At 71.2% G+C, this 22,125-nt stretch carries 19 protein-coding genes and 3 tRNA genes; 7 read left to right on the top strand and 15 right to left on the bottom strand.

The genetic code is table 11. The annotated features are described in order from the left end of the window. Window positions 1-3: 3 nt before the first annotated feature. The 5 genes from AB0I67_RS25400 to AB0I67_RS25380 all read right to left on the bottom strand — a co-directional run bounded on the left by AB0I67_RS25400 (window position 4) and on the right by AB0I67_RS25380 (window position 7,189). Window positions 4-288, bottom strand: a complete 285-nt coding sequence (locus AB0I67_RS25400; protein ID WP_357927898.1) for a phosphopantetheine-binding protein — start codon at window positions 286-288, stop codon at window positions 4-6. Continuing rightward, window positions 285-1,796 (bottom strand): FAD-dependent oxidoreductase, encoded by a 1,512-nt coding sequence (locus AB0I67_RS25395; RefSeq protein ID WP_357927896.1) that lies wholly within the window; start codon window positions 1,794-1,796, stop codon window positions 285-287. Before AB0I67_RS25395 ends, AB0I67_RS25400 begins: the two co-directional genes overlap by 4 nt. Before the next feature lie 405 nt (window positions 1,797-2,201). Continuing rightward, the gene (locus tag AB0I67_RS25390) at window positions 2,202-3,854 is read right to left on the bottom strand and encodes a DUF885 domain-containing protein (RefSeq protein ID WP_357927894.1); all 1,653 of its coding nucleotides are present in this window, start codon (window positions 3,852-3,854) and stop codon (window positions 2,202-2,204) included. 110 nt (window positions 3,855-3,964) lie between these two features. Next, a complete protein-coding gene (locus AB0I67_RS25385) occupies window positions 3,965-5,500 on the bottom strand; it encodes an N-acetylmuramoyl-L-alanine amidase (protein WP_357927892.1) in 1,536 nt (511 codons plus the stop codon). A gap of 45 nt (window positions 5,501-5,545) precedes the next feature. Continuing rightward, a complete protein-coding gene (locus tag AB0I67_RS25380) occupies window positions 5,546-7,189 on the bottom strand; it encodes a heparinase II/III family protein (RefSeq protein WP_357927891.1) in 1,644 nt (547 codons plus the stop codon). A gap of 194 nt (window positions 7,190-7,383) precedes the next feature. Between AB0I67_RS25380 and AB0I67_RS25375 the strand changes: the two genes are divergently transcribed. Beyond that, complete coding sequence (locus tag AB0I67_RS25375; protein ID WP_357927889.1) at window positions 7,384-7,968, top strand: HD domain-containing protein; 585 nt, start codon at window positions 7,384-7,386, stop codon at window positions 7,966-7,968. 4 nt (window positions 7,969-7,972) lie between these two features. Here AB0I67_RS25375 and AB0I67_RS25370 read toward each other — a convergent pair whose 3' ends face one another. From AB0I67_RS25370 to AB0I67_RS25345, 6 genes are read right to left on the bottom strand one after another with little or no spacing between them, the layout of a single operon-like run. After that, the gene (locus tag AB0I67_RS25370) at window positions 7,973-9,511 is read right to left on the bottom strand and encodes a hypothetical protein (RefSeq protein WP_357927888.1); all 1,539 of its coding nucleotides are present in this window, start codon (window positions 9,509-9,511) and stop codon (window positions 7,973-7,975) included. Window positions 9,512-9,525: 14 nt separating this feature from the next. After that, on the bottom strand, window positions 9,526-10,134 hold the full coding sequence (locus AB0I67_RS25365; protein ID WP_357927886.1) for a nitroreductase family protein: 609 nt from the start codon (window positions 10,132-10,134) through the stop codon (window positions 9,526-9,528). Next, complete coding sequence (locus tag AB0I67_RS25360; RefSeq protein ID WP_357927884.1) at window positions 10,134-11,357, bottom strand: amidohydrolase family protein; 1,224 nt, start codon at window positions 11,355-11,357, stop codon at window positions 10,134-10,136. The genes AB0I67_RS25365 and AB0I67_RS25360 overlap by 1 nt, the downstream gene beginning before the upstream one ends. Then, window positions 11,320-12,510, bottom strand: a complete 1,191-nt coding sequence (locus AB0I67_RS25355; RefSeq protein WP_357927883.1) for a hypothetical protein — start codon at window positions 12,508-12,510, stop codon at window positions 11,320-11,322. The genes AB0I67_RS25360 and AB0I67_RS25355 overlap by 38 nt, the downstream gene beginning before the upstream one ends. Continuing rightward, entirely contained in the window at window positions 12,503-12,952 is a 450-nt protein-coding gene (locus AB0I67_RS25350; protein WP_357927881.1) for a hypothetical protein, read from the bottom strand. The genes AB0I67_RS25355 and AB0I67_RS25350 overlap by 8 nt, the downstream gene beginning before the upstream one ends. Before the next feature lie 35 nt (window positions 12,953-12,987). Beyond that, a complete protein-coding gene (locus AB0I67_RS25345; RefSeq protein WP_357927879.1) occupies window positions 12,988-14,448 on the bottom strand; it encodes an N-acetylmuramoyl-L-alanine amidase in 1,461 nt (486 codons plus the stop codon). Window positions 14,449-14,570: 122 nt separating this feature from the next. Between AB0I67_RS25345 and AB0I67_RS25340 the strand changes: the two genes are divergently transcribed. The 3 genes from AB0I67_RS25340 to AB0I67_RS25330 all read left to right on the top strand — a co-directional run bounded on the left by AB0I67_RS25340 (window position 14,571) and on the right by AB0I67_RS25330 (window position 17,631). Continuing rightward, window positions 14,571-15,335, top strand: a complete 765-nt coding sequence (locus AB0I67_RS25340; RefSeq protein WP_357927877.1) for a fumarylacetoacetate hydrolase family protein — start codon at window positions 14,571-14,573, stop codon at window positions 15,333-15,335. 28 nt (window positions 15,336-15,363) lie between these two features. Next, entirely contained in the window at window positions 15,364-16,695 is a 1,332-nt protein-coding gene (gene gltX, locus AB0I67_RS25335) for a glutamate--tRNA ligase (protein WP_357927920.1), read from the top strand. Between the two features lie 126 nt (window positions 16,696-16,821). After that, window positions 16,822-17,631, top strand: a complete 810-nt coding sequence (locus AB0I67_RS25330) for an NAD(P)H-binding protein (protein WP_357927875.1) — start codon at window positions 16,822-16,824, stop codon at window positions 17,629-17,631. A 46-nt stretch (window positions 17,632-17,677) separates the two neighbouring features. On the opposite strand, the gene AB0I67_RS25325 is transcribed toward AB0I67_RS25330, so the two are convergent. The 3 genes from AB0I67_RS25325 to AB0I67_RS25315 all read right to left on the bottom strand — a co-directional run bounded on the left by AB0I67_RS25325 (window position 17,678) and on the right by AB0I67_RS25315 (window position 21,150). Continuing rightward, a complete protein-coding gene (locus tag AB0I67_RS25325; RefSeq protein ID WP_357927873.1) occupies window positions 17,678-18,553 on the bottom strand; it encodes a CU044_5270 family protein in 876 nt (291 codons plus the stop codon). Beyond that, the gene (locus AB0I67_RS25320) at window positions 18,553-19,101 is read right to left on the bottom strand and encodes an RNA polymerase sigma factor (RefSeq protein WP_357927871.1); all 549 of its coding nucleotides are present in this window, start codon (window positions 19,099-19,101) and stop codon (window positions 18,553-18,555) included. Before AB0I67_RS25320 ends, AB0I67_RS25325 begins: the two co-directional genes overlap by 1 nt. A gap of 75 nt (window positions 19,102-19,176) precedes the next feature. Then, window positions 19,177-21,150, bottom strand: a complete 1,974-nt coding sequence (locus AB0I67_RS25315) for a M3 family metallopeptidase (protein WP_357927869.1) — start codon at window positions 21,148-21,150, stop codon at window positions 19,177-19,179. 177 nt (window positions 21,151-21,327) lie between these two features. Between AB0I67_RS25315 and AB0I67_RS25310 the strand changes: the two genes are divergently transcribed. From AB0I67_RS25310 to AB0I67_RS25300, 3 genes are all read left to right on the top strand, one after another. Then, window positions 21,328-21,399: transfer RNA gene (locus AB0I67_RS25310), tRNA-Gln, on the top strand. 35 nt (window positions 21,400-21,434) lie between these two features. Continuing rightward, a tRNA-Glu gene (locus AB0I67_RS25305) sits at window positions 21,435-21,507 on the top strand. Window positions 21,508-21,530: 23 nt separating this feature from the next. Further along, a tRNA-Glu gene (locus AB0I67_RS25300) sits at window positions 21,531-21,606 on the top strand. 72 nt (window positions 21,607-21,678) lie between these two features. Here the strand turns inward: AB0I67_RS25300 and AB0I67_RS25295 are convergent. Beyond that, complete coding sequence (locus AB0I67_RS25295; RefSeq protein WP_357927867.1) at window positions 21,679-22,032, bottom strand: hypothetical protein; 354 nt, start codon at window positions 22,030-22,032, stop codon at window positions 21,679-21,681. Window positions 22,033-22,125: the final 93 nt, after the last annotated feature.

Genomic DNA, 22,125 nt, shown 5'->3' with positions numbered 1-22,125 from the left:
TTCCTACACCTTCGCCGAAGAGCTGCTCGCCGCGGAGCGGGCGGCCTCGATGGCGGCGGTGATGGTGGCCACCGTGCGGAAGGTGTCCTCCTTGAGCGCCTCCTCCGGCAGCTCGACCTGGAAGGTGTCCTCCAGGGTGAGCATGAGCCCCATGCAGCTCAGCGAGGTCATCCCCAGCTCCCACAGGTCGTCGTCCGCGCCGAACCCGTAGCCGTGGGCGGTCAGGTTGAGGTGCTTGTCGACGAGCTGCTGGACGGCCTCGGCCACGGAGTCCTGGGAGAGCGTCATCGGCCCGCCTCCCCGGTGCCCGCGCCCACCGGCTGCGAGCCGCCCCGCGCCGCCAGGCGCTGGAAGTAGCGGGCGACCCGGCGCGCGCCGAGCAGGCTGCCCTGCGCGTACCAGAGGATGTCCGGGCCGAGCGCGTAGTCGATGCCCATCGTGTCGTAGAACTTCGTCGCCATCGTGCGGTAGTACTCGGCGATCTGCGTCGTGGTCATCTGCGGCGCGGCCTCGGCGCCGGTCTCGAACCAGGCGGCGAGGTTGTGCTCCACGTACTCGTTGATCGACCACTCGATCGTCCGGGTCTCGATCGGCCGCCGGGTCGGCTTGACCATCGGGTCGAGGGTGCCCGGCTTGCCCTGCACCTCGTTGGCGACGTGCTCGGCCAGCAGCGGGGCGCAGTGGAAGCCGTCGCGGTAGGTGCCGGTCAGCAGGTAGAGGCCGTTCAGCGGCAGCCACCCGATGAGCGGGAACCCGTCGAGGGTGACCGGGCGGTTGCCCGCCAGCCAGCGGGTGACCTCGTGCGAGGCGACCCGCTCGTCGAGCTGCTGCATCGAGTACTGCGCCAGGAAGCGGACGTCGGCCATCCAGGTCACCCCGGACACGTGGTCGACCAGCCGGTTGGTCGCGCCGTAGTACTCCAGGTCGCCCGGGCCGGGCACGACGTGCAACCCGCACGCGAAGCCGCGGTTGGGCGTGCGGACGACGCTGCGGAACGGGTCTCCTCCGGTACGGCGGGCCAGCATGGCGAAGCCGAGGCCGGGGAAGGTCGGCACCATGTCGAAGTCGGTCAGCGCCGTCTTCACCAGCGCCTCGCTGTGCGCCCCCGCCGCGACGACCACGGTGCCGGCCTCGATGATGTGCCCGTCGTCCAGCTCGACGCCGGTCACCTCGCCGTCGGTCCTGATCAGCCGGCGCACCGTCTGGTCGACCATGACCGCGTCCGTGCCGGCCAGCTTGGTGTCGAGCGCGTCCAGCACGCCACGCGCGTCCACCGCGCCCTCCTCCGGCAGGTGGACTGCCCGCAGGGCGCGGGTGTCCAGCCGGGGGCGGAAGCCGGGGATCTCCTTGGGGTCGATCTCCGCCCACGGCTTGCCGTACTCGTCGAGGGCGTTGAGCATCGCGGCGAAGTTGACGGTGTCCAGGTCGGCGCCGATGGAGTTGAGCACGACGTGCGACTCTGGCGTGACCAGCAGCGGCGAGCCGGTCGAGGAGAACGGTTCGAGCCGGTCGATCACCTCGGGCCAGCGTTCGTGGGCGGCCACGCCGATCTCGAACCGGACGCGGGAGGCGTCGGTGCGCAGCGACTCGGTGGTGGTCTCGCCGAAACAGCCGAGCATCGCGCCGGCCGCCTGGCTGGCGCCCGCCTCGCGGCTCTTCGGGCCGACCACGACGACCGAACCGGCGCGGCGTTCGACCAGCTCGTCGGCGAGGAACATGCCGAGCGCGCCGTTTCCGACGATGACGATGTCCGCCTGGGCGGGCCGTTCTATCTGTCCAGCACTTTCTTTTCGCACGGGGACTCCTTTGTTGGGAGATGGCATGACGAAATTCTGTGCGCCCTTGTAGGGCTTTGAACGGAGTATCGGCGGCGCAGCACGAAGGGTGGTCAGTGCTGTGGGTGACGGCGCCGAGAGAGGTCTGCGGTCACGAGCAATTCACGTCGGCGTCGATTAATCGATAATGTGCGTTCCCCCCGGTAGGTCGTCAGGTCACGAGCCCCACTCGCTGTTCTGGCAACAGTTGACCACACTAACCAGGCGACCTATGCCTCGCAAGAGATGAAACTGGATATTCGATTAATCGAACTTCGTTCGGTGGGCCGGAAGGGAATCTCCGTTTTTTCTGACCGAAATTGAAATGGCTGATCACGTCGTGATCGTTCTTCGATTCTTACTCTCTGTCAAAGCGCGAGTACGGGATTATGTGAGCAGCTCTCGCATGGTGTCGAGTCCCGCCGGGCCGCTGCGCAGGGCGCGCGTGTGGAAATCCTTCAGGTCGAATGCCGCGCCGCGCCGGGCCCGGTCCGCCTCGCGGAGGTCGAGCCACAACCGCTCGCCGAGTTTGTAGGCGGAGGCCTGTCCGGGCCAGCCGAGATAACGGTCGATCTCGTCGGCGGCCCGCGCCGGATCGGTCAGCGTCCTGGTGGACAGGAATTCCACCCCCAGTTCCGGCGTCCAGCGCTCGCCCTCGTGAAAGCCGGTCCCGGCGGGAATCGCCGACTTCAGGTGCAGGCCGATGTCCAGCACGACGCGGGCGGCCCGGAACAGGCTCTTGTTCAGCATGCCGAGCAGCCTGGCGTCGTCCAGGTAGCCGAATTCGCGCATCAGCCGCTCGGCGTAGAGCGCCCAGCCCTCGCCGTGGCCGTCGATGAAACACAGCAGGCGCTGGAAACGGTTGAGCCCGGGGGTCGCGACCGCGGTGCCGATCTGCAGATGGTGGCCCGGCACGCCCTCGTGGTAGACGGTGCTGGCCTCGCGCCAGGTCGGGAAGACGGTTTTGCCCTCGGGCAGCGACCACCACATCGTGCCCGGCCGGCTGAAGTCCTCGGCGGGGTTGGTGTAGTAGGCGCCCGAGCCGCCGCCGGGCGGCGCGATCCGGCAGTCCAGCCGCATGAGCTCGTCGGGGATGGCGAAGTGCTTGCCGCCCAGGTCGGCCAGCGCCTGCTCGGACAGCTCGCGCATCCACGCCTGGAAGCCGTCCCGGCCGTGCACGGTGTGGCGGGGGTCGGCGTCGAGGGCCGCGGCGGTCTCGGCCGGGGTCGCGCCGGGGCGGATGCGGGCGGCGGCCTCGGCCATCTCGCGCTCGATGCGGGCGAACTCCTCCCACGCCCAGGCGTAGGCCTCGCGCGGGTCCAGCCTCGCGCCCAGGAACGTCCGCGACCACAGGGCGTAGCGTTCCTCGCCGACGGCGTCCTCGGCCGGCGCCTCGGGGCCGAGCTCGGTGCGCAGGAAGGCGGCCAGCTCGGCGTAGGCGCCGGCCGCGGCCCGGGCTCCGGCTCGCAGGTCGGCCCGCAAGGCGTCGCCCACCTCCGCCCGGTCGGCGCAGGTGGCGAAGAAGCCGCCGGGGGCCGACCAGGTCTCGCACTGGGCGGCGGCCTGCCGTACCTGCCGGGCGGCGGCCACCTGGCCGGCGGCGGCCGAGGCCGACAGCGAGGCTCGGTAGCCCGCCAGCGCGGCCGGCACCGCGGCCAGCCGCCGGGCGAAGGCGGCCCAGTCCGCCTCGCTCGCGGTCGGCATCAGGTCGAACACCCAGCGGATGCTCTGCACCGGACTGGCGATCACGTTCAGCGCGGCCTGCGGCAGACCGGCCTGGTGGGTCTCGACCTCCAGGCCGATCCGCTCGGCGAACACCGCCTGGGCGACGCGCTCGCCCTCGTCGGCGGGCCGGGCGGCGCGGATGGCGGCCGACGCGGCGGCGGCGAGGGCGGCACGGGCGGCGTGGCCGTCCGGGGAGAGGTCGGGGAGCCGGTCGTCGTGGCCGCCGATGCCGAACTCGGTGGCGGCGACCGGGTTCAGCCGGGCGTAGTCGTCGACGTAGGCATCGCAGATCTGGTGCACACGTAACGGGGTCATGCCCCGCACCATACCCGCGTGACTTCTGTCAGGAAGCGTTGTAAGGAGACCGGGGACCGCCGGTGCGACACCGGCGGCCCCCGGCCGGAAAGGCGGGCCGAGCTGGGGGCCTACTTGCTGATGCGGACCGCGTCGGCGATCACGTACCCGGCCCCGCCGGTCCACCGCGAGACGCCGACCACGTCATGGTCGCCCGCGGTGAGGCTGAAGGTGCCGAGGCTGCGCCAGCCGCCGCCGCCCGTGGACTGGTCGACGTAGACGGTCTTGTTGCCGCTGGAGGTGGCGACGATGAACGGCGTGGACGGGTTGTACCCGGACACGGCCGGGTACCAGACCTCGACCTTGTACGTCCCGGCGCTCGGGATGTTCGCCTTGAACCAGGCCGGGTCGCTGGCCGCCACCGGGTCGGCGAAGCGGTAGTCGGCGCCGTAGCGCTGGGCCGAGTAGGTCGAGGTGCCCCAGTTGGCGCTGGCGGTGAAGCGGCCGGCGGTGGCGTTGTCCACGATGGTCGACCAGCTCGTGCCGCCGCCACCGGTGACGTAGCCCATGTACTTGTTCCAGTCCCAGTGCGGGCCGGGGTCGGTGTGCGTCGCGCCGGGGACCTCGTTGTGGCCGATGATGTAGCTGCGCGTCTTGGGGATGCCGTAGCGGTTGGCCAGGTGCGCGGTGAGCGCGGCCGAGGAGCGGTACATCGCGTCGGTGAACCAGGAGGCCTGGCTGACCCAGCCCTCGTGCTCGATGCCGATGGAGCGGGTGTTGTAGGTCCAGTTCCCGGCGTGCCAGGCGATGTCCTTGTCGCGGACCATCTGGGTGATCGCGCCGTCGTTGGAGCGGATGACGTAGTGCGCGGAGACCTGGGCGGACGGGTTCTGGAACCAGGAGATCGCCCCGGCGTAGGAGCCCTGCGTGACGTGGATGATGATCCGGTCGATGGCGTAGTCCGACTCGCGGCTGGCCGCGGTGTAGTTGGACGAGCTGGCCGGGACCCACGAGGCGTTGGGGTAGTCGGGGCTGGCGGCGGCCAGCGCGGCGAGGTCGGCGGCCTCGGCGTAGGCGCCGCGGTCGGCGATGAAGGGCTGCGCGGGGATGGCGATCTGCTCGCCGGTGGCGTCGGCGGTCAGGCCGGTGCCGAGGGTGGCGTAGACGGCGTCGGCGTAGAGCCGGGCGACCGCCGGGTCGCTGGCGTTGCTGTAGCGGGCGACGGCCTGGTACCAGCCGCCGATGTCGCCGTTCGTGGTGAGGCCGAGCTCGGTGGCGTAGGCGCGGAGCAGGGCGGCGCCGCCGAGGATGTTGGCCGCGTTGTCGCGCTGCAGGGCGCGGGCGCGCTGGCCGGTGAGCGAGGCGGCCTTCTCCAGGGCCTTGACCGACGGGTTGCTGACCAGGTGCATGACACCGTAGCCGCCGGAGGCGCTGGGCTTGCCGTCGTGCGAGTCGAAGTGGGTCTCGTTGTAGGCGATGGCGGCCAGCAGGTCGCGCGGGACGTCGTGGGCCCGGGCCGCGCGCTCGAAGGCGGCGTTGAGCGGGCCGGAGGTCGTGGCGGCCGTCGTGGTGACCGTCGCGGTGACGGTCGTGGCGTGGGCTGCGGCCGGAGCCGTCAGCAGCGTGGCGAGCATCACGGATAACAGCGTGAAGCGAGGGGTTCGCATGAAAGAAAGTTTCGGCGAACCCTGGTCAGATGTCGATTATTGACATTACATCGAGCTTGTGGAAAAACTGACGGGCCCAGTCGCCGTCTGGACGGTGACCCGGCCGCCCGAGCACGACACCTTCGGGTCCTCCACGCCGGGCACCACGATGGTCACCAGCTCCTTGGCCGCCGGGGAGACCACCACGGTGGCCGGCTTCTTCGACAGGTACGTCGGCGACACCCAGCCGAGACCGCCGCCGCGCTCCACCTTCTGGCCGCCGACCGGGGTGCAGCCCGCGAGCTGGACCAGCGAGACCTTGAACTTCCCGTCGCCCAGCACCAGGTGACCCTTCTCGCGGGAGACCAGCGACAGGGAGTCGGCGAAGCGCCAGATGTTCCTGACCTGCCGGCCGCCGGCGGCGCTGTCCTTGACCGCCATCAGGTCCTGGTCGTGGTTGACCAGCACCGCGCGGTTGCGGGCCACGCCGTAGGCCTTGTCGGTCAGGCGGAAGCTCTGCCGGTCCTTGCCGTACGTGGCCCTGGTCAGCGTGCTGGCCGTACGCGGGCGGAAACGCTCGCCCACGACGGTCGGGATGTTGTGCGCCTCGGGCGACATGGTCCAGAAGCGGTACTTGCTGCGCTCGTAGGAGTGGAACCCGGTGTCGACCAGGATGTCGCGGCCTTGGGCGTAGTAGGTGACGCCGAGGTGGTCCTCGTGGCCGTGGAACTTCATGCCGGGGCCGAAGCGGATGCTGTAGTACGCCGACTCGGGCTTGCCCCACGCGGTGCGGCCGTAGACGTAACCGGCGCGGTAGACCTTGACCTTCGAGGCCGGCGTGCCCGTCTCCATCTTGGGCTCGGTCTCGGCGCTGCCGTCGCCGAGCGGCGCCATGTAGCCGTTGGGCTGGGTGGAGTGCGCGATGAAGTCCTTGAGCGACTCGGCCCGCGACACGATCGCGCCCGGCGCCTTGACGCCGCAGGCGCGCATGTTCTCCAGCGCCACCTGGATGCGCCCGTAGACGTAGACGGCATAACGCGGGGCCTGCTCGCGCAGCGCGCCCTGCGAGTCGACGTCGATCTCGACCGTCTCGGTGAGCCGCCGCACGGCCAGCCTCGACCAGTCGGCGCGGTTGTAGCGGCAGCCGATCGCCATCAGCGCGATGTCCTGGTCGATGCCGTGGTTGTGGCCCTTCTTGTACAGGGCCGGGTTGCTCAGCAGCTTGGCGTGCTGGGCCAGGCTGCTCTTGAGCCAGTCCTCCTTGACGTGCATGCTCAGGCAGACCAGCGCCTGCGTGCGCAGCGAGGTCGGGTGGTCCTTCCACACGTACGGCGGAGCCGCCCCCGGCTTGTTGCGCGCGGCCCAGTCGGCGGTGATCTCCTTGGCGCGCTCCAGGAACTTCTCGTCGCCGGAGTTCTCGTAGGCCACGACCAGCGTGCCCATCCAGCGCAGCGAGTGGAAGACGTACTCCCACGAGCGGTTGCGGTAGGGGCTGGCGTCCCAGTCGATCTTCTTGCCGAGCTTGATCGGCGGCAGGCCGACCAGCGACAGCTCGCCGCGCATCACCTCGTCCGCGGTCGGCGTGCCGGGGATCCAGTCGCCCTGGCACTGCGCGGTCCGCTTCACCGGCGCGCTCTCGGCGGCGGCGACCCCGCTCAGCCCGCCGACGGCGAGGGACACGGCGAGGGGGAGGAGGGCGAGGCGGCGCACGCGAGGGGTCCTTCCGGGGCTGAGGGCGGCGCAACATGCTTTCCGGTTATCCGGTAACTGGTCAAGTTGAGTGCCGGATCGTTACCGCCCTCCCACCGGACTCGCAGGAGCGCCTCGGCCGCCCGGCCCGATCCCTTCCGGTCATGGCCACCCGGCCGCTCCTGTGCCCTGACCTCGCCTGGCAGACTGGCCGGGTGAATTTCCCGGACAGTCCCGCCTGCCGCGCGGCGCTCGAAGTAGCGACCGCCTTCCACACCCCGTCGCTGCTCAACCATTCCGTTCGGGCCTACCTGTGGGCCGAGTGGTATGCCGCCGAGCACGGCATCGGCTACGACGCCGAGCTGCTGTTCGTCTCGGCGATGCTGCACGACATCGGGCTGGCCCAGGCCTTCGACAACCACGAGCTGACGTTCGAGGAGGCCGGGGCGAACGTCGCCTGGGTCTTCGGGGCGGGCGCGGGCTGGCCGGTCGAGCGCCGGGTGCGGGCCGGCGAAGTGATCATCCGCCACATGTGGGACAAGGTGGACGTCGCCGAGGATCCCGAGGGCTTCCTGCTGGAGCTGTCCACCGCCATGGACATCTCCGGACGGCAGACCGACGAGCTGCCCGGCCCGCTGCGGGCGCGGGTGCTGGCCGCCTACCCGCGGTTCGACCTGGCCACCGAGTTCGCCGGCTGCTTCGCCGCGCAGGCCGAGCGCAAGCCGGACAGCCTGGCCGCCGTCTTCGTGCGCGGCGGCCTGGCCGGCAAGCTCGCCCGCAACCCGCTGGAACAGGGCTAGCCGCTCACTCCCAGCGGAAGGTGTGCCAGACCCGCGCGGTGCCGGCCCGGACCCACGGCTGGGCCGGGTCGAGGCCGACCGGCTCGAACGGCACGACCGCACCGCCCCGCACGGGCACCGAGGCCGTCGTCCCCGAGGTGGTGCGGTAGCTGAAGGTCAGCTCCGCCCCCTCCAGCCGGTGCCCGCGCAACGCCACCCCGGACCCCGACCGCTCGGCGCCGAAGACGATCGGCTCGGCCCAGCGGGCCTCGATCTCCGCGGCCAGCGGCGGCCGGCCCGACTCGGTGCAGATCAGGTAGGGGTCCCAGGCATAGGAGAGCACCTTGCCGACCCGGCCGGCCGCGGCGGCGAGCTGCCGGTCGACCCGCTCCTTGGCCGCCCGGCCCCGCTGCGGGCCGTCCGGCCGGGAGCAGAGCCCGGCCTCCGGCGCCGGCTCGAACACCTCCACGTTCATCCACAGCTCCACGCCCTCGACCGGCCGCCGCGCCGCCGCCGCGAAGTAGTCGCCCGTCGAGCCCTGGTAGGCCTGCCCGTTGCGCACCTGCCCCACCGCGGGCACCAGCCCCGGTTCGACCGGCTCCTCGACCTGGTCGCCGCCGAACACGCCGACCTTGCCGGTGCCGCGCCCGTCCTGGACCGCCACCGCCATCGGCGAGCCCGCCCGCGTCGCGCCGAGCTGCGCCAGCCCCGCGGCGACCTTGGCCGGCGGGAAGCCGCGGTCGGTGTGGGCGTGGAAGTAGGGGCTGACCAGGATCGTGCCGCCCGGCAGCGCCCGCGCCACGCTCCGGTGCTGGTCGCGGTAGAGCGCCAGCACCGGGTCGTCGCGCAGCCGCTCGCGCATCGACATCTCGAACGCCTGGTAGACCCCGGCCACCTCGGCCCGTCCCCGGTAGCGCGCGGCGACCCGCTCGGTGAGCGCCTTGAGCGGCGCCATCGCCGACAGGTCCGGCAGCCAGGGCCGGCCCTCCTGCGCCGGAGCCGTCGGCAGCCCGGGGAAGACCTTCATCCCGAACGCCGCCGCCTCGCGCAGCAGGTGCCCGACGCCGTCGTCGGCCACCCGCACGATGATGAGGTCCCGCTGCGTGCCCTCGCACGGCACGAACAGCAGTTGGAAGCCGCCCGGCACGTTCCGGTCCACGCCCGGGCAGCGCAGCAGCGCGTCGCCCATGTCCTCGCGCGCCTCGTAACCGAACACCCGCCGCACCCCGGCCAGCCGGTCGCACGGCTGCCCGTCCACCACGCACCCGGCCGCGCCCGTTCCGGGCAGCAGCCGCTGGCCCATGACCACGATCGTGTCCGCCCCGATCCGGTGCATCGCCTCCACCGTCCGCCTCGTCCGGCAGGCGTCGGCATCGGGGGAGACCCAGTACCCCGAGATCGGGTACGGCGCGGCCACCCGCGGATCCCGTGGCGCGCAGCCGCCCTGCTGACCGCCGGGCGGCCGGGCCGCGGCCCCCGGCGCCGGAGCGGCGGCCCCGCCCGAGCAACCGGCGACCGCCGCCGCCAGGAGGACGGCCGCCAGCCCCCGGCGAAGCCGGCTCAACGCGTGACGCGCCTTCAGTGCGTGCCCCATGCTCCCCGGTGCACGACCTCGTCCACCGGCTTGCGGCCCCGCTTGAGCGAGGGCGAGGGCCGGTCCTGGGCGCGGTACCCCACGCTGATCACCCCGATCGGCGTGTACGCCTCGGGCACCCCGAAGGTCGCCTTCACCCGGGTGGTGCGCTCGCCCGGCGGGATGCCGAAGAAGCACGCCCCGAGCCCGGAGTCGACCGCGGTGAGCAGCATGAGCAGCGAGGCGAACCCGGTGTCGATGTCCCAGTACGGGACCGGCCAGCGCGACTCGTCGCGGTCGGTCCAGCCCTTGTCGGCGTCGGCGTACCGGTCGAGATAGGCCTGCTTGTGCGAGAACGGGATGATCAGCAGCGGCGCCCGCCGCAGTCCGGCCAGCCACGGGTCGTCGCCGCGCGACTCGACCGAGGTCTCCCAGAAGCGCTCGACGTCCGCGGGCGTGTCGAGGACCAGGAACGCCCAGCCCTGGCTGAACCCGGCCGAGGGGGCGTGCAGCGCGTTGGCCAGAATCCGTTCGCGCACCTCCTCGGGGACGGGCCGGTCGGGATCGTAGTCGCGGACCATGCGGCGCCGCCGTACCACCTCTTGGAACTCCATCAGGCTCCCTTCACCTGACGCCCAGCCTTCCAGACGCCGGTGACGTTGCGCGGGTCGGCCAGCACGGACAGGTCGGCCAGCGGGTCGGCGGCCAGGGTGATGACGTCGGCGTCGTAGCCCGCGGCCAGCACGCCGCTGCGCGGGGCCTGCGGGCCGAGGGTGAGCGGGCCGTTGGCGGTGGCGGTGCGGATCGCCTCCAGGGGCGTCAGCCCGCAGGCGGCCAGGCGGGGCAGCTCGCGGCCGTGCCGGCCCCAGGAGTTGGGGCGGCCGGCGCCGCTGACCGAGATGTCGGTGCCCATCGCCAGCGTGACGCCCCGCGAGTGCGCCAGCGCGACGGCGTCGGCGTGGGTCTCGGCGATGGTCTTGAGCTTGTCGAGGTAGAGGGCGGGCACGGTGCCGTCCTCCAGGAGCTCCTCGATGATGGTCCGGGTGGCGACCAGCGCCGCGCCCTTCTCCACCATCAGGTCGCAGACCTCCTCGTCGAGGTAGGTGCCGTGCTCGATGGTGGTGACCCCGGCCTCCAGCGCGGCGATCATGCCGGGCTTGCCGTGGCAGTGCGCGGCCACCGCGCGGTCGGCCATGGCGGCGACCTCGACCAGCGTGCGCAGCTCCGCGCCGGTGAACTGCTGGTGGATCGGGTGGTCCACGTCGGACAGCACGCCGCCGGAGGCGCAGACCTTGATCACCTTGGCGTTGCGCCTGAGCTGCTCCCGCACCGCGCGGGCGCACTCGTCCGGGCCGTCGGCCAGCCGGATCTCGCCGTTGTCCTGGACGTGGCCCTCGACCCACGACAGCGGCAGGCTGTGGAAGTCGCCGTGCCCGCCGGTGGTGGACAGGATCGCGCCGGCCGCGTAGATCGACGGCCCTTCCAGCGAGCCGTCCTCGACGCCCGCGGCCAGGTAGACGCCCAGCCCGCCGACCTCGCGGATCGAGGTGACGCCCGCGTCCAGGGCGGCGCGCAGGTCGCCCGCGCACCGGGCCGCGCGGAGCTGGGCGGGTACCGTCGCCATCCGGCCCGGCTCCAGGCTGGTGATGCCGAGCAGGTGGGTGTGGCAGTCCCACAGGCCCGGCATGACCACCGGGACGTGCAGGCCGGGCTCGCCCGGCGGGGCCTGCTCGGTGGGCCCGGCGTAGGCGATCGTGCCGCCGTCGAGGACGACGGTGCCGTGCCGTACCGGCTCGCCGTCACCTGGGATGAGAAGGTCTGCCGAGATTCGGGTCATGGGCGAAATCTAGCGGCGTGTCCGTCTCCGGGGTAGATCCTTCCGCGGGCCGCAGCCACAGGTGGGCGGTCAGCGTCACCAGGCCCACCAGCCAGCCGGTGAGCAGGCCGGCGTTCACCCCGTCGGCCATCCCGAACGCGCTCCAGACGCTGGTGGTGCCCGAGGTGAACCGGTCGGCCAGGAAGAACGCCCCCTCGCGCAGCAGCCCGGTGGCTCCGGTCACCAGGACCGCGCAGCCCCAGCCGAGCACGAACACCGCGCTGCCCGAGCCGCGCGGCCGTACCCGGCGGAGCGTCGTCCCCAGCAGGAGCACGAGCGCGACCGCGGCGAAGACGATCAGGGCCATCAGCGCGACCACGTCCAGCAGCACGTGCCGGGTGGGGTCGTCGTCCGGCAGCCAGGAGGAGCTGAGCGGCTCGGGAAAGCGCAGCGCGAACAGCGGGTTGAGGACGTCCTTGGCGATCGCCCGGTTCCGCGCCATCGCCCCCGTGGCCAGCAGCAGCAGGGTCAGCACCAGGGCCGCGACCCCTGCCGTGGCGTACGGCCTGCTGTTGGTCGGCACCTCCGCTGCCGGTGGTACGGCTCGCGCGGTGCGGGCGTAGGTCACCGCCGCGGCGGCTCCGCCGATCCAGCCGAAGGCCAGCAGCCACATCCCGGAGCCCGGGCCCGTCAGGCTGACCGGCAGGGGCTGGCCGATGTAGCCCGGCCAGTACCCGCCCACTCCCCACAGCGCGAGCGGGCCGCTGACCAGCATCCCCATCGCCGTGCACGCCCAGCCGAGCATGAAGGCGGCGAAGAGCGCCCCTCTCGGCGGCAGGACCCGGCGCAGGCCGACCAGCAGCCAGTAGCAGACCAGCGGCAGTGCCGCGGCGGCCACCGCGAGCCAGATCAGCCGGGGGACGGAGTTCTCCGGGCGGGGGGTCAGCGGGTAGCCCAGCAGGAGCGACAGGAAGCTCAGCTCGTCCGGCAGGTGGGGGCGGAGGAACTGGGCCAGGATCCCGAGACCTGCCAGGGCGGCGATCAGCGCCAGCACGACCGCCAGCCCCATCCTCCTGGCCCGCGGCAGACTCACATGCGCCGGGCCGGTGACCCCGGCCTCCCTCGTCCCGACCGGCTCTGTCGCGGGTTGCCCCGCTCCGGTGTGCTCAGCCACAGAGGGTGCCCACCTTCTCCATCCCGGCCAGCCAGTCGGCCGGAGCGGGACCGGCCGCCTGCTCCAGCGCGGCCCGCAGTTCGGGGCTGTCGGCCTGCGCGGCCACGGCCAGGACCTCGCGCCGCCGCCGCCGGTCCTCTGCGCTCTTCCGCTGCTCCATCTCCTCGATCAGCCGGTCGAGATCCTCCAGCTCCACGTCCAGCTCCAGCGGCTCGCCGAAGAGGTCCTCCGGCGCCGTCGGCACCGCCAGCGGGGCCCTGGACGGCTGGGACGACGGCTGCGCCACCTCGGCCGGCATGACCGCCCGGAAGAACCCCGCGCACGCCCGCCCGTCCGGCCACAGCGCCGGATGGGTCGCCCCGAGCAGACCCACGGCCACGACGGCCGCCACCGCCACGGCGAGCAGAGCCCGGCGTGGCGCCGGCGGTTCGTCGTGATCCATGCGCCGACGCTAGCGAGGACCGTTATCGATTCCCTTTAGGTCTTCGTGATCCGGACCGCGTCGGCGATCACGTACCCGGTCCCGTTCGTCCAGCGGCTCACCGCCACCAGGTTCTGGCTGCCCGCCTTCAGCTTGAAGGTGCCCAGGCTCTGCCAGGACCCGCCGCCGGCCCGCTGGTTCACCGTGACGGTCTGCACCCCGCTCGCGGTGCTCACCAGGTACGGCGTCGCCGAGTTGTACCCGGCGTTCGACGGGTACCACACGTCGATCCGGTAGGTCCCGGCGTTCGGGACCGCCGCCTTGAACCACGCGGCGTCGGCCACCCGGGCCGGGCTGGCGAAGCGGTAGTCCTTGCCGAGCTTCTGCCCGGAGAAGGTGGAGCTGCCCCAGTTGGCGCTGCCGGTGGGCCGGTCCACCACGAGGCTCCACGCGCTCGGGTTGCCCGGCGGGGGACCGCCGTTGACGAGCTGCATGAAGCGGTTCCAGTTCCAGTGCGGCCCGGGGTCGGTGTGGTCGGCGCCGGGCACCTCCTTGTGGCCGATGATGTGCCGCCGGTCCTTGGGAATGCGGTACTTCTCGCACAACGCCTTGGTGAGCGCCGCCGAGGCGCGGTACATCGCGTCGGTGAACCAGCCGCTGTTGTTGATGTAGCCCTCGTGCTCGATGCCGATCGAGCGCCGGTTGTAGCCGCTGTTGCCGGCGTGCCAGGCGACGTCCTTGTGCCGGACCATCTGCGTGATGTCGCCGTCCTTGGAGCGGATCACGTAGTGCGCCGAGACGCGGGCCCGCGGGTTCTGGAACCACGAGATCGAGCCGGCGTAGGAGCCCTGGGTGACGTGCATGACGATGCGGTCGATCGGGGCCCGCCCGGCCGAGGTGTAGTTGCGCGGGCTGGCGGCGACCCAGTGGGCGGCCGGGTAGTCGGCGCTGACCACCTGGGCGAAGCTGCGGGCGTCCTCCAGGTCGCCGCGCTGCGGCTCGATGGGGTTGGCGAGCACGGTGATCGTCTCGCTGCCGACGGTGGCCGACAGGCCGTTGGCCAGGACGTCGTAGACGGAGTCGGTGTACAGGCGCTTGACCTCCTCGGCCTCGGCTCCGCCGTACTGCGCGACCGCGGAGTACCAGGCGGTCGGGTCGTCACGGTTGATGGACCCGGCGAGGGAGCCGAGGTAGGCGGCGCCGCCGTAGATGTTGGCGGCGGTGTCGGTGCGCAGCTTGTCGGCCGGCTGGCCGGTGAGCTCGGCCGCCTTCTCCAGCGGGCCTGGGCTGACCAGGTGCATGACGCCGTAACCGCCGCTGGCGCTGGGCCGGCCGTCGTGCCCGTCGAAGCGCGTCTCGGTGTAGGCGATGGCAACCAGGAGGTCGGTTGGCACGTCATACGCGGCGGAGGCTCTGGCGAAGGCCTCGGTGAGCGGGCCCGCCGAGACGGCGTGGCCCGGCGCTTGGATAAGGGCGAGCAGCAGCGTGACGGCCGCCGCCAGCCGGGCGGTCAACATGGGGAAAGCTCCCTTCGAGGGGTGATGACGCGTGCACCCTACGGAGGGGGTTGGGGAAATATCGCCTCATGTGACGATTGGGGTATGACTGCTTGACACGTGGGGGCCGATAGCCTTGACGGGTGCGTATCGCAAGGTTCTCCACAGGGGAAGGCGTGTCCTTCGGCGTCGTCGAGGGCGAGTTCATCGCGGCCGTCGCCGGGCACCCGTTCAACCAGATCCAGTTCACCGGCGAGCGGTTCCCGCTGGCCGAGGTGCGGCTGGTGGCGCCCATGCTGCCGAGCAAGGTCGTGGCGATCGGGCGCAACTACGCCGAGCACGCCCGCGAGCTGGGCAACGAGGTGCCGGACGAGCCACTGATCTTCATGAAGCCGTCGACCTCGGTTATCGGGCCGGGCGAGGCCATCGCCTACCCGACGGCGCTGTCGGAGCGGGTCGACTTCGAGGGCGAGCTGGCCGTCGTCATCGGCCGCCTGTGCCGCGAGGTGCCGGTCGAGCGGGTCAAGGACGTCATCTTCGGCTACACCTGCGCCAATGACGTGACCGCGCGCGACCTGCAGAAAAAGGACGTGCAGTTCACCCGCGCCAAGGGGTTCGACACGTTCTGCCCGATCGGCCCGTGGATCGAGACCGACCTCGACCCGTCCGACCTCGCCCTGACCACCACGGTCAACGGTGAGGTACGGCAGAGCGGACGCACCAGCCAGCTCATCCACGACATCCCCGCGCTGGTCTCCTACGTCAGCGCGGTCATGACGCTGATCCCCGGCGATGTCATCCTGACCGGCACCCCCGCGGGCGTGGGCCCGATGGAGGTCGGCGACGAGGTCAGCGTGGGCATCGAGGGCATCGGCACCCTGACGAACAAGGTGGTCTCCCGTGATTAGGGTTCGCTTCGCGCCCTCCCCGACCGGCATGTTCCACGTGGGCGGCGCCCGCACGGCACTGTTCAACTGGGCGCTGGCCGAACAGTCGGGCGGCACCTTCGTGCTGCGCGTCGAGGACACCGACGCCACCCGCAACAAGCCGGAGTGGACCGAGGGCATCATCTCGGCGCTCGACTGGATCGGCATCAACGGCACCAACAAGGTGTTCGAGGGCCCCTACTTCCAGTCCGCCTTCGAGCCGCAGCACCGCGAGGCGGTCGCCAAGCTCCTGGCCGACGGGCGCGCCTACCACTGCGACTGCACCCGCGAGGACCTGGTCGCGCGCACCGGCTCCGAGCACCGCGGCTACGACGGCCACTGCCGTGAGCGCGGCCTGACCGAGGGCGCGGTCCGCTTCCGCACCCCCGACGAGGGCGTCACCGTCGTCGAGGACGTCATCCGCGGCCGGGTGGAGTTCCCGAACGAGGCGCAGGAAGACTTCGTCATCGCCCGCACCGACGGCTCCCCGCTGTACGTGATCGCCAACGCGGTCGACGACATCACCCAGGGGATCACCCACGTCGTCCGCGGCGAGGAGCACCTCGGCAACGCCGCCAAGCAGGTCATGCTCTGGCCCGCGCTCGGCAAGGAGCCGCCGGTCTGGGCGCACCTGCCGGTGATCGTCAACGAGCAGCGCAAGAAGCTGTCCAAGCGCCGTGACAAGGTCGCCCTGGAGTCCTACCGGGACGAGGGCTACCTGGCCGAGGCCATGGTCAACTACCTCATGCTGCTCGGCTGGGGCCCCGGCGACGACCGCGAGATCATGCCGTGGGCCGAGATGATGCCGCTGTTCAAGCTGGAGAACGTCAACTCCGCCAGCGCCTTCTTCGACGAGAAGAAGCTGCGCGCCTTCAACGGGGAGTACATCCGGGCGCTGCCGCTGGAGACCTTCGAGGAGCGCTGCCTGCCCTACCTCGACCCCACCTGGGACGCCGAGCTGTTCAGCAAGGTCGCCCCGCTGGCCCAGACCCGCATCGGCGTCCTGGGCGAGATCCGGCAGAACGTCGACTTCCTCTTCCTCGACGAGCCCGTCTTCGACGAGGCCTCGTGGGACAAGGCGATGAAGAAGAACCCGGTCGAGATCCTCACCGGCTTCCTGGCCAAGCTGGAGACGGTCGACTGGGACCCCGAGTCGATCAAGGCCGCCCTGCTGGAGGTCGGCGAGGCGGTGGGCATGGGCCTCAGCAAGGCCCAGGCCCCGGTCCGCGTCGCCATCACCGGCCGTACGGTCGGCCTGCCGCTCTTCGAGTCGATCGAGGTGCTGGGCCGGGCGAAGTCGGTCGACCGCGTGCGTGCCGCGCTGGCCAGACTGGCGGCGTGACCCCTGACCCCAGGACACCGGCCGGCGCGTGAGGCACCGGCCGGTGTTCGGCTTTTCGGGGATCTCCGGGAAAGGCCGGTGAATCGCGGAACGAACCTTGCCGCAATAGTTCCTACCGTATGCGGTATGACGATTCTCGTTACCGGCGCCACCGGCGCCGTCGGCCGCCACGTAGTCCGCGAGCTCCTGGAGCGGGGCCAGCAGGTCCGCGCGATGACCCGCAACCCGGCCAAGGCCGCCTTCCCCGCCGAGGTCGAGGTGGTCCAGGGCGATCTGACCGACCTGGCCTCCTTCGCCGCCGCCCTGGAGGGTGTGCGGGCCGTCCACCTGATCGACGTCAGCGGCGACGACTACACCCCGCTGCGCAACGGCGAAGAGATCGTCCAGCTCCTGGCCGGCCGGAAGGTGACCCTGCTGTCGAGCTGGGGCGAGGGCACCCTGGAGCCCGCCCTGCGCGCCTCCGACCTCGACTGGGCCTACATCCAGCCGACCGAGTTCATGTCCAACGCCCTGGCCTGGGCCGAGCCGGTCCGCAAGCACAACCGCATCGAGGAGGCCTTCGCCTCGACCAAGACCGTCATGGTGCACGAGGGCGACATCGGCGCGGTCATCGCCGTCGTCCTCACCTCGGACGGCCACACCGGCCGGTCCTACGGCCTCACCGGTGGCGAGCGCCTGGACATCCCGGCCAAGGTCCGCCTGCTCGGCGAGGCCATCGGCCGGGAGATCGAGTTCGTCGAGCTCACCGTCGACCAGCTCCGGGAGAAGTACCGCAGGGAGGGCGTGCCCGAGCACATGGTGGACTTCCAGATCCGCGTCTTCGGCGAGGTGGCGGAGGACGCCTACCAGCCCTCCAGCACGGTCCAGGACCTCACCGGCCGCCCGCCGCGCACCTTCGCCCAGTGGGCGGCCGAGAACGCCGACGCCTTCCGCTGACGCACCCGCGATGCGGGCCGGGACCGGCCCGCATCGGCCGCGCGGGTCAGGCAGGGATGCAGTTCGGGTCGCGGAAGTTGACCAGCTCCATCGGCAGCTTGTCCAGCACCTCCACCTTCTGCACCGCGTGCCCGGAGACCAGCTCCCCCTTGGCGTCCAGGACGTTGAACCCCAGGTAGCGGTAGGTCTCCGGCTCGAAGACGAGCACGGCCCCGTCGGGGGTGGCCACGCCGACCCCGGTGCGGTCGAGGGCGTCGGTGGCCTTGGGCAGCAGCCGGACGCCCTTGACCTCCGAGACGAGCTGGAACAGCCCGGCGCGCAGGCTGGGCCGTACCGCCGCCCGGTCGAGCAGCTTGGTCAGGGTGTAGATCTCCCGCTTGTCCGGCTCGGCCGGGTGCTCGGCCACCGCCTGCCGTACCCGCTCGCGCAGCGCGGGCAGGTCGGTGGGCCACCGCGCCATGTCGGCGTAGGTGGTGCCCATCGTGCGGTCGAAGCTGTCGCCGCACAGCTTGTGGAGGGTGACCTGCTCGCCCTGCCGCATGATGAACTCGCGGGTGGACCAGTCGGCCGGGACCCAGTCCTCACGCGGCTCCGACTCGGTGGCCGAGAAGCGGTCCCGGCCGATCGAGTGCACCACCTGGCCGGGCCGTGGAGCCAGGTCGGGTTCGGCGGCGGCCGCCTCGGCGGCCAGGGCCAGCACGTCCTGCGCGCTGGCCGGCGCCGGGTCGGCGCCGATCTGGACCACCACGAAGGTGGCGGTCAGGGCCGCGGCCAGCCCCCCTGCGACCGCGAACCGGAACGCCGGCCGCCCGCGCCGGGGCGGACCGGCCCGCATGCCGTCGAGCAGCCTGCGGCGGGCGGGGTCCAGGGTCTGGCGGTCGGCGGGCGGGATCTCCGCCCACAGGGTCTTGAGCTCGTCCATCAGTCGGCTCCCAGGGTCTCGCGGATCTTCTTACGGGCCCGGTTGAGCCGGGATCGGACGGTTCCCACCGGGATGGCCAACGCCTGCGCGACCTCGTCATAGGTGAGGTCGGCCCAGGCGACCAGCAGCAACACGTCACGATCGGCTCGCTTGAGACCGAGCAGCGCGCTCGCCAGCGGCCGGTTGACCGCCAGCGTGGAGACGCCGTCCTCCAGCTCGTAGAAGGGGTGCACGCCGGTGCGCACATAAGCCCGGTACAGGTTGAGCTCGGTACGGCGGCGCTTGCCGATCACGTTGGAGGCGATGCCGTACAACCACGGCCGGGCGTCGGGCCGGGCGGCGTCGTAGCGCTCCCGGCTCTGGAAGGCGGCCAGGAAGGTGTCGGCCACCACGTCCTCGGCGGCGTCTGGCCCCAGGCGGCGGACCGCGTAGCGGTGCAGCAGGGGCGCGTGCCGGTCGAACAGGACGGCGAAAATCTCCGGTTCACGGAGCGAGTGATGGATGAGACTCGCGTCGTCGGACAGTGCGACTTCGCGGGTGAGAGTCATGCATGGCAACCCTTCTCGGGGGTGAGCGGTCATGGGTACTTACCGCCGCCCCCGAGAAGAGTTCACGCCACGTCGTTACACCAGGCCGCGGCGCTTGAGCAGCGGCTCGATCCGCGGCTCGCGGCCACGGAAGGCGCGGAAGGCGGCCAGCGCGTCCATGCTGCCGCCCACCGAGAGCAGGGTCTTGCGGAAGTGGTCGCCGTTCTCCCGCTTGAGCCCGCCGTTCTCCTTGAACCACTCGACGCTCTCGGCGTCGAGCACCTCGCTCCAGATGTAGGAGTAGTAGCCGGCGCTGTAGCCGGTGATGTCGGAGAAGATGTGCAGGAAGTAGTTCGTCCGGTACCGGGTGCGGACCAGCGGGAAGTCCACGCCGGCCGCGCGCAGCGCCTCGTCCTCGAAGGCCCGGGCGTCGGCGACCGTCTGGCCGGTGGCCAGGCGGTGCCAGGACCAGTCGAGCAGCGTCGCCTTGAGGTACTCCAGCGTCGCGAAGCCCTGGTTGAACTGCTCGGCCGCCTGCATCTTGTCGATCAGCTCGGCCGGCATGGGCTCGCCGGTCTCGTGGTGCTTGGCGTAGTTGGCCAGGATCTCCGGCCAGGTCGCCCACATCTCGTTGACCTGCGAGGGGTACTCGACGAAGTCACGCGGCACGCTGGTGCCCTCGACGCGCGGGAAGCGCACCTGCGAGAACAGGCCGTGCAGCGCGTGCCCGAACTCGTGGAAGGCGGTCTCGACCTCGTCGAACGTCATCAGCGTCGGGCCCTCGGCCGGCTTGGTGATGTTGAGGTTGTTCATCACCACCGGCTTGTCGCCGAGCAGGAACGACTGGTCGACCAGGTTGTTCATCCACGCGCCGCCACGCTTGGTGGGGCGGGCGTACGGGTCGAGCAGGAACAGGCCGATCGCCGAGCCGTCCTCGTTGAAGACCTCCCAGACCTTCATGTCCGGGTGGTAGCCCCTGAGGTCGGGACGCGGGGTGAAGGTGATCCCGAACAGCTTGGTCGCGGCGAAGAAGATGCCGTCGTCGAAGACCCGGCCGAGCTCGAAGTACGGCTTCATGGCCGCCTCGTCGAGGTCGTAGCGCGCCTTGCGCACCTTCTCGGTGTAGAACGACCAGTCCCACGGCTCGATCGGGTGGCCGGCCTGCTCCTCGAGCGCCTCGGCCTCCTTCTTGGCGTTCCGTACGGCGGGGCCGACGAGCTGGGCGAGCATGGACTCGACCGCGTCGACGGTCTTGGCCGTCTGGTCGGCCACGATGTAGGCCGCGTGGTCGGGGTAGCCCAGCAGGTTGGCCCGCTCGATGCGGATCTCGGCGATCCGGGCGGCCAGCTCGAAGTTCTCCGGCGCGCGCTCGACGCTGAGGGTGTACAGCTTCTCGCGGGTCGCCCGGTTGGTGAGCTGCGCCAGCGCGGGCTGGTTGGTGTAGTTGAGCAGCGGCAGGACGTACTTGCCGTCCTTCTCGATCGCCTTGATCTGCGCCTCGTCCAGCCCGTCGAGCTCGGCGGCGTCCTCGACGACCAGCGCGGACTCGGACGTGGCCTTCAGCACATTCTGCGAGAAGTCCGTGGTGAGGGTGGACAGCTTCTCGTTGAGCTCCTTGAGGCGGGCCTGCTGCGCCTCGTCGAGGTCGGCGCCGGCCTTGATGAAGTCGGTGCGGTAGCGCTCCAGCAGCCAGGCCTCCTCCGCGTCCTCGGTGGCGACCTGCTTGATCCGGGCCCACAGCTCGCGGTTGAGGTTGATCTCGTCGCTGTGCTTGGTCAGCCGCGGCGCGATCTCCTTCTCGATCTCGCGGATGCCGTCCGTGGCGTCGGAGGAGGCGAGGCTGAAGAAGACGGTCGCCGTGCGGCGCAGGATCTGCCCCGAGCGCTCCAGCGCGGCGATGGTGTTGTCGAAGGTCGGCGCCTCGCCGCTGGAGGTGATCGCGTCGACCTCAGCCAGGTGCTCGGCCATGCCACGCTCGAAGGCGGGCAGGAAGTGCTCCTCGCGGATCGAGGCGAAATCCGGTAGCTGGTACGGCAGGCCGCTGGGTGCGAAGAACGGGTTGTCGGTCAACGCTCGGGCTCCTCACGGGGTGATTTTGTCCCCTCTAGCTTGGCACGCTGCCGCACGTGCAATAGCACCGCGTGGACCGGGTCCGGCAATCGTTTTGGTGTCACGCGCCAACGTCGGCTATTGTTTGGGACGTCGCCAAGCGCTCCGGGTCCCGCGAGGGAAACGGGAGTGACTCGGTGGGGTATGGTGTAATTGGCAACACGACTGATTCTGGTTCAGTTATTCTAGGTTCGAGTCCTGGTACCCCAGCTAGACGGCCTCGCAAGGGTTGTCTTTTGTGACACGGTCCCGTCGTCTAGTGGCCTAGGACGCCGCCCTCTCAAGGCGGTAGCGCCGGTTCGAATCCGGTCGGGACTACTCAGATCGTCGTTCACAAGCTTGGTCCCGTCGTCTAGTGGCCTAGGACGCCGCCCTCTCAAGGCGGTAGCGCCGGTTCGAATCCGGTCGGGACTACCAACGAAAGCGCAGCACTCCCACGGGGTGCTGCGCTTTCCGCATTCTCAGCAGCGGTTTCTCAGCCTCGGTTTCTCAGCAGCGGTACCAGCCGGCGTAGCGCGGCCGCATCTCCAGTCCCGGGTACTGCAGCGTCGTCGACCAGCTCAGCGCCGACCGCGCGGGCACCGACAGGCAGGGCCCGTCGGGTGCGTAGTCGATCCGGACCCGGACCCGGTCGGTGCCGGAGCCGCCGCAGTTGTACCAGGTGCCGTAGATGTAGGACAGGTACCGGCCGTTGGGGTGCACGCCGGCGTCCCAGTCGCCACCGCCTCCCGAGTCGGAGGTCCTGGTCCCGCACTGGCTCGGCTCGGCGGCGGCCGGCCCGGCGACGGCCAGGGCCCCGGCCGCCGCCAGCGCCGCCACCGCGATACTCCCGATCTTGCGCATGTCCTGCTCCCTTCGTCGTGCAGCCACGATGAGGGTCGCCGCTTTGTTCGCGCTTTCGACGTCTTCCGCTCGGTGGCCCGCCGGGGTAGGAAG

Source organism: Nonomuraea sp. NPDC050310, assembly GCF_040655795.1.
GTDB lineage: Bacteria > Actinomycetota > Actinomycetes > Streptosporangiales > Streptosporangiaceae > Nonomuraea.
This window is presented reverse-complemented; position numbering and strand designations above follow the sequence as displayed.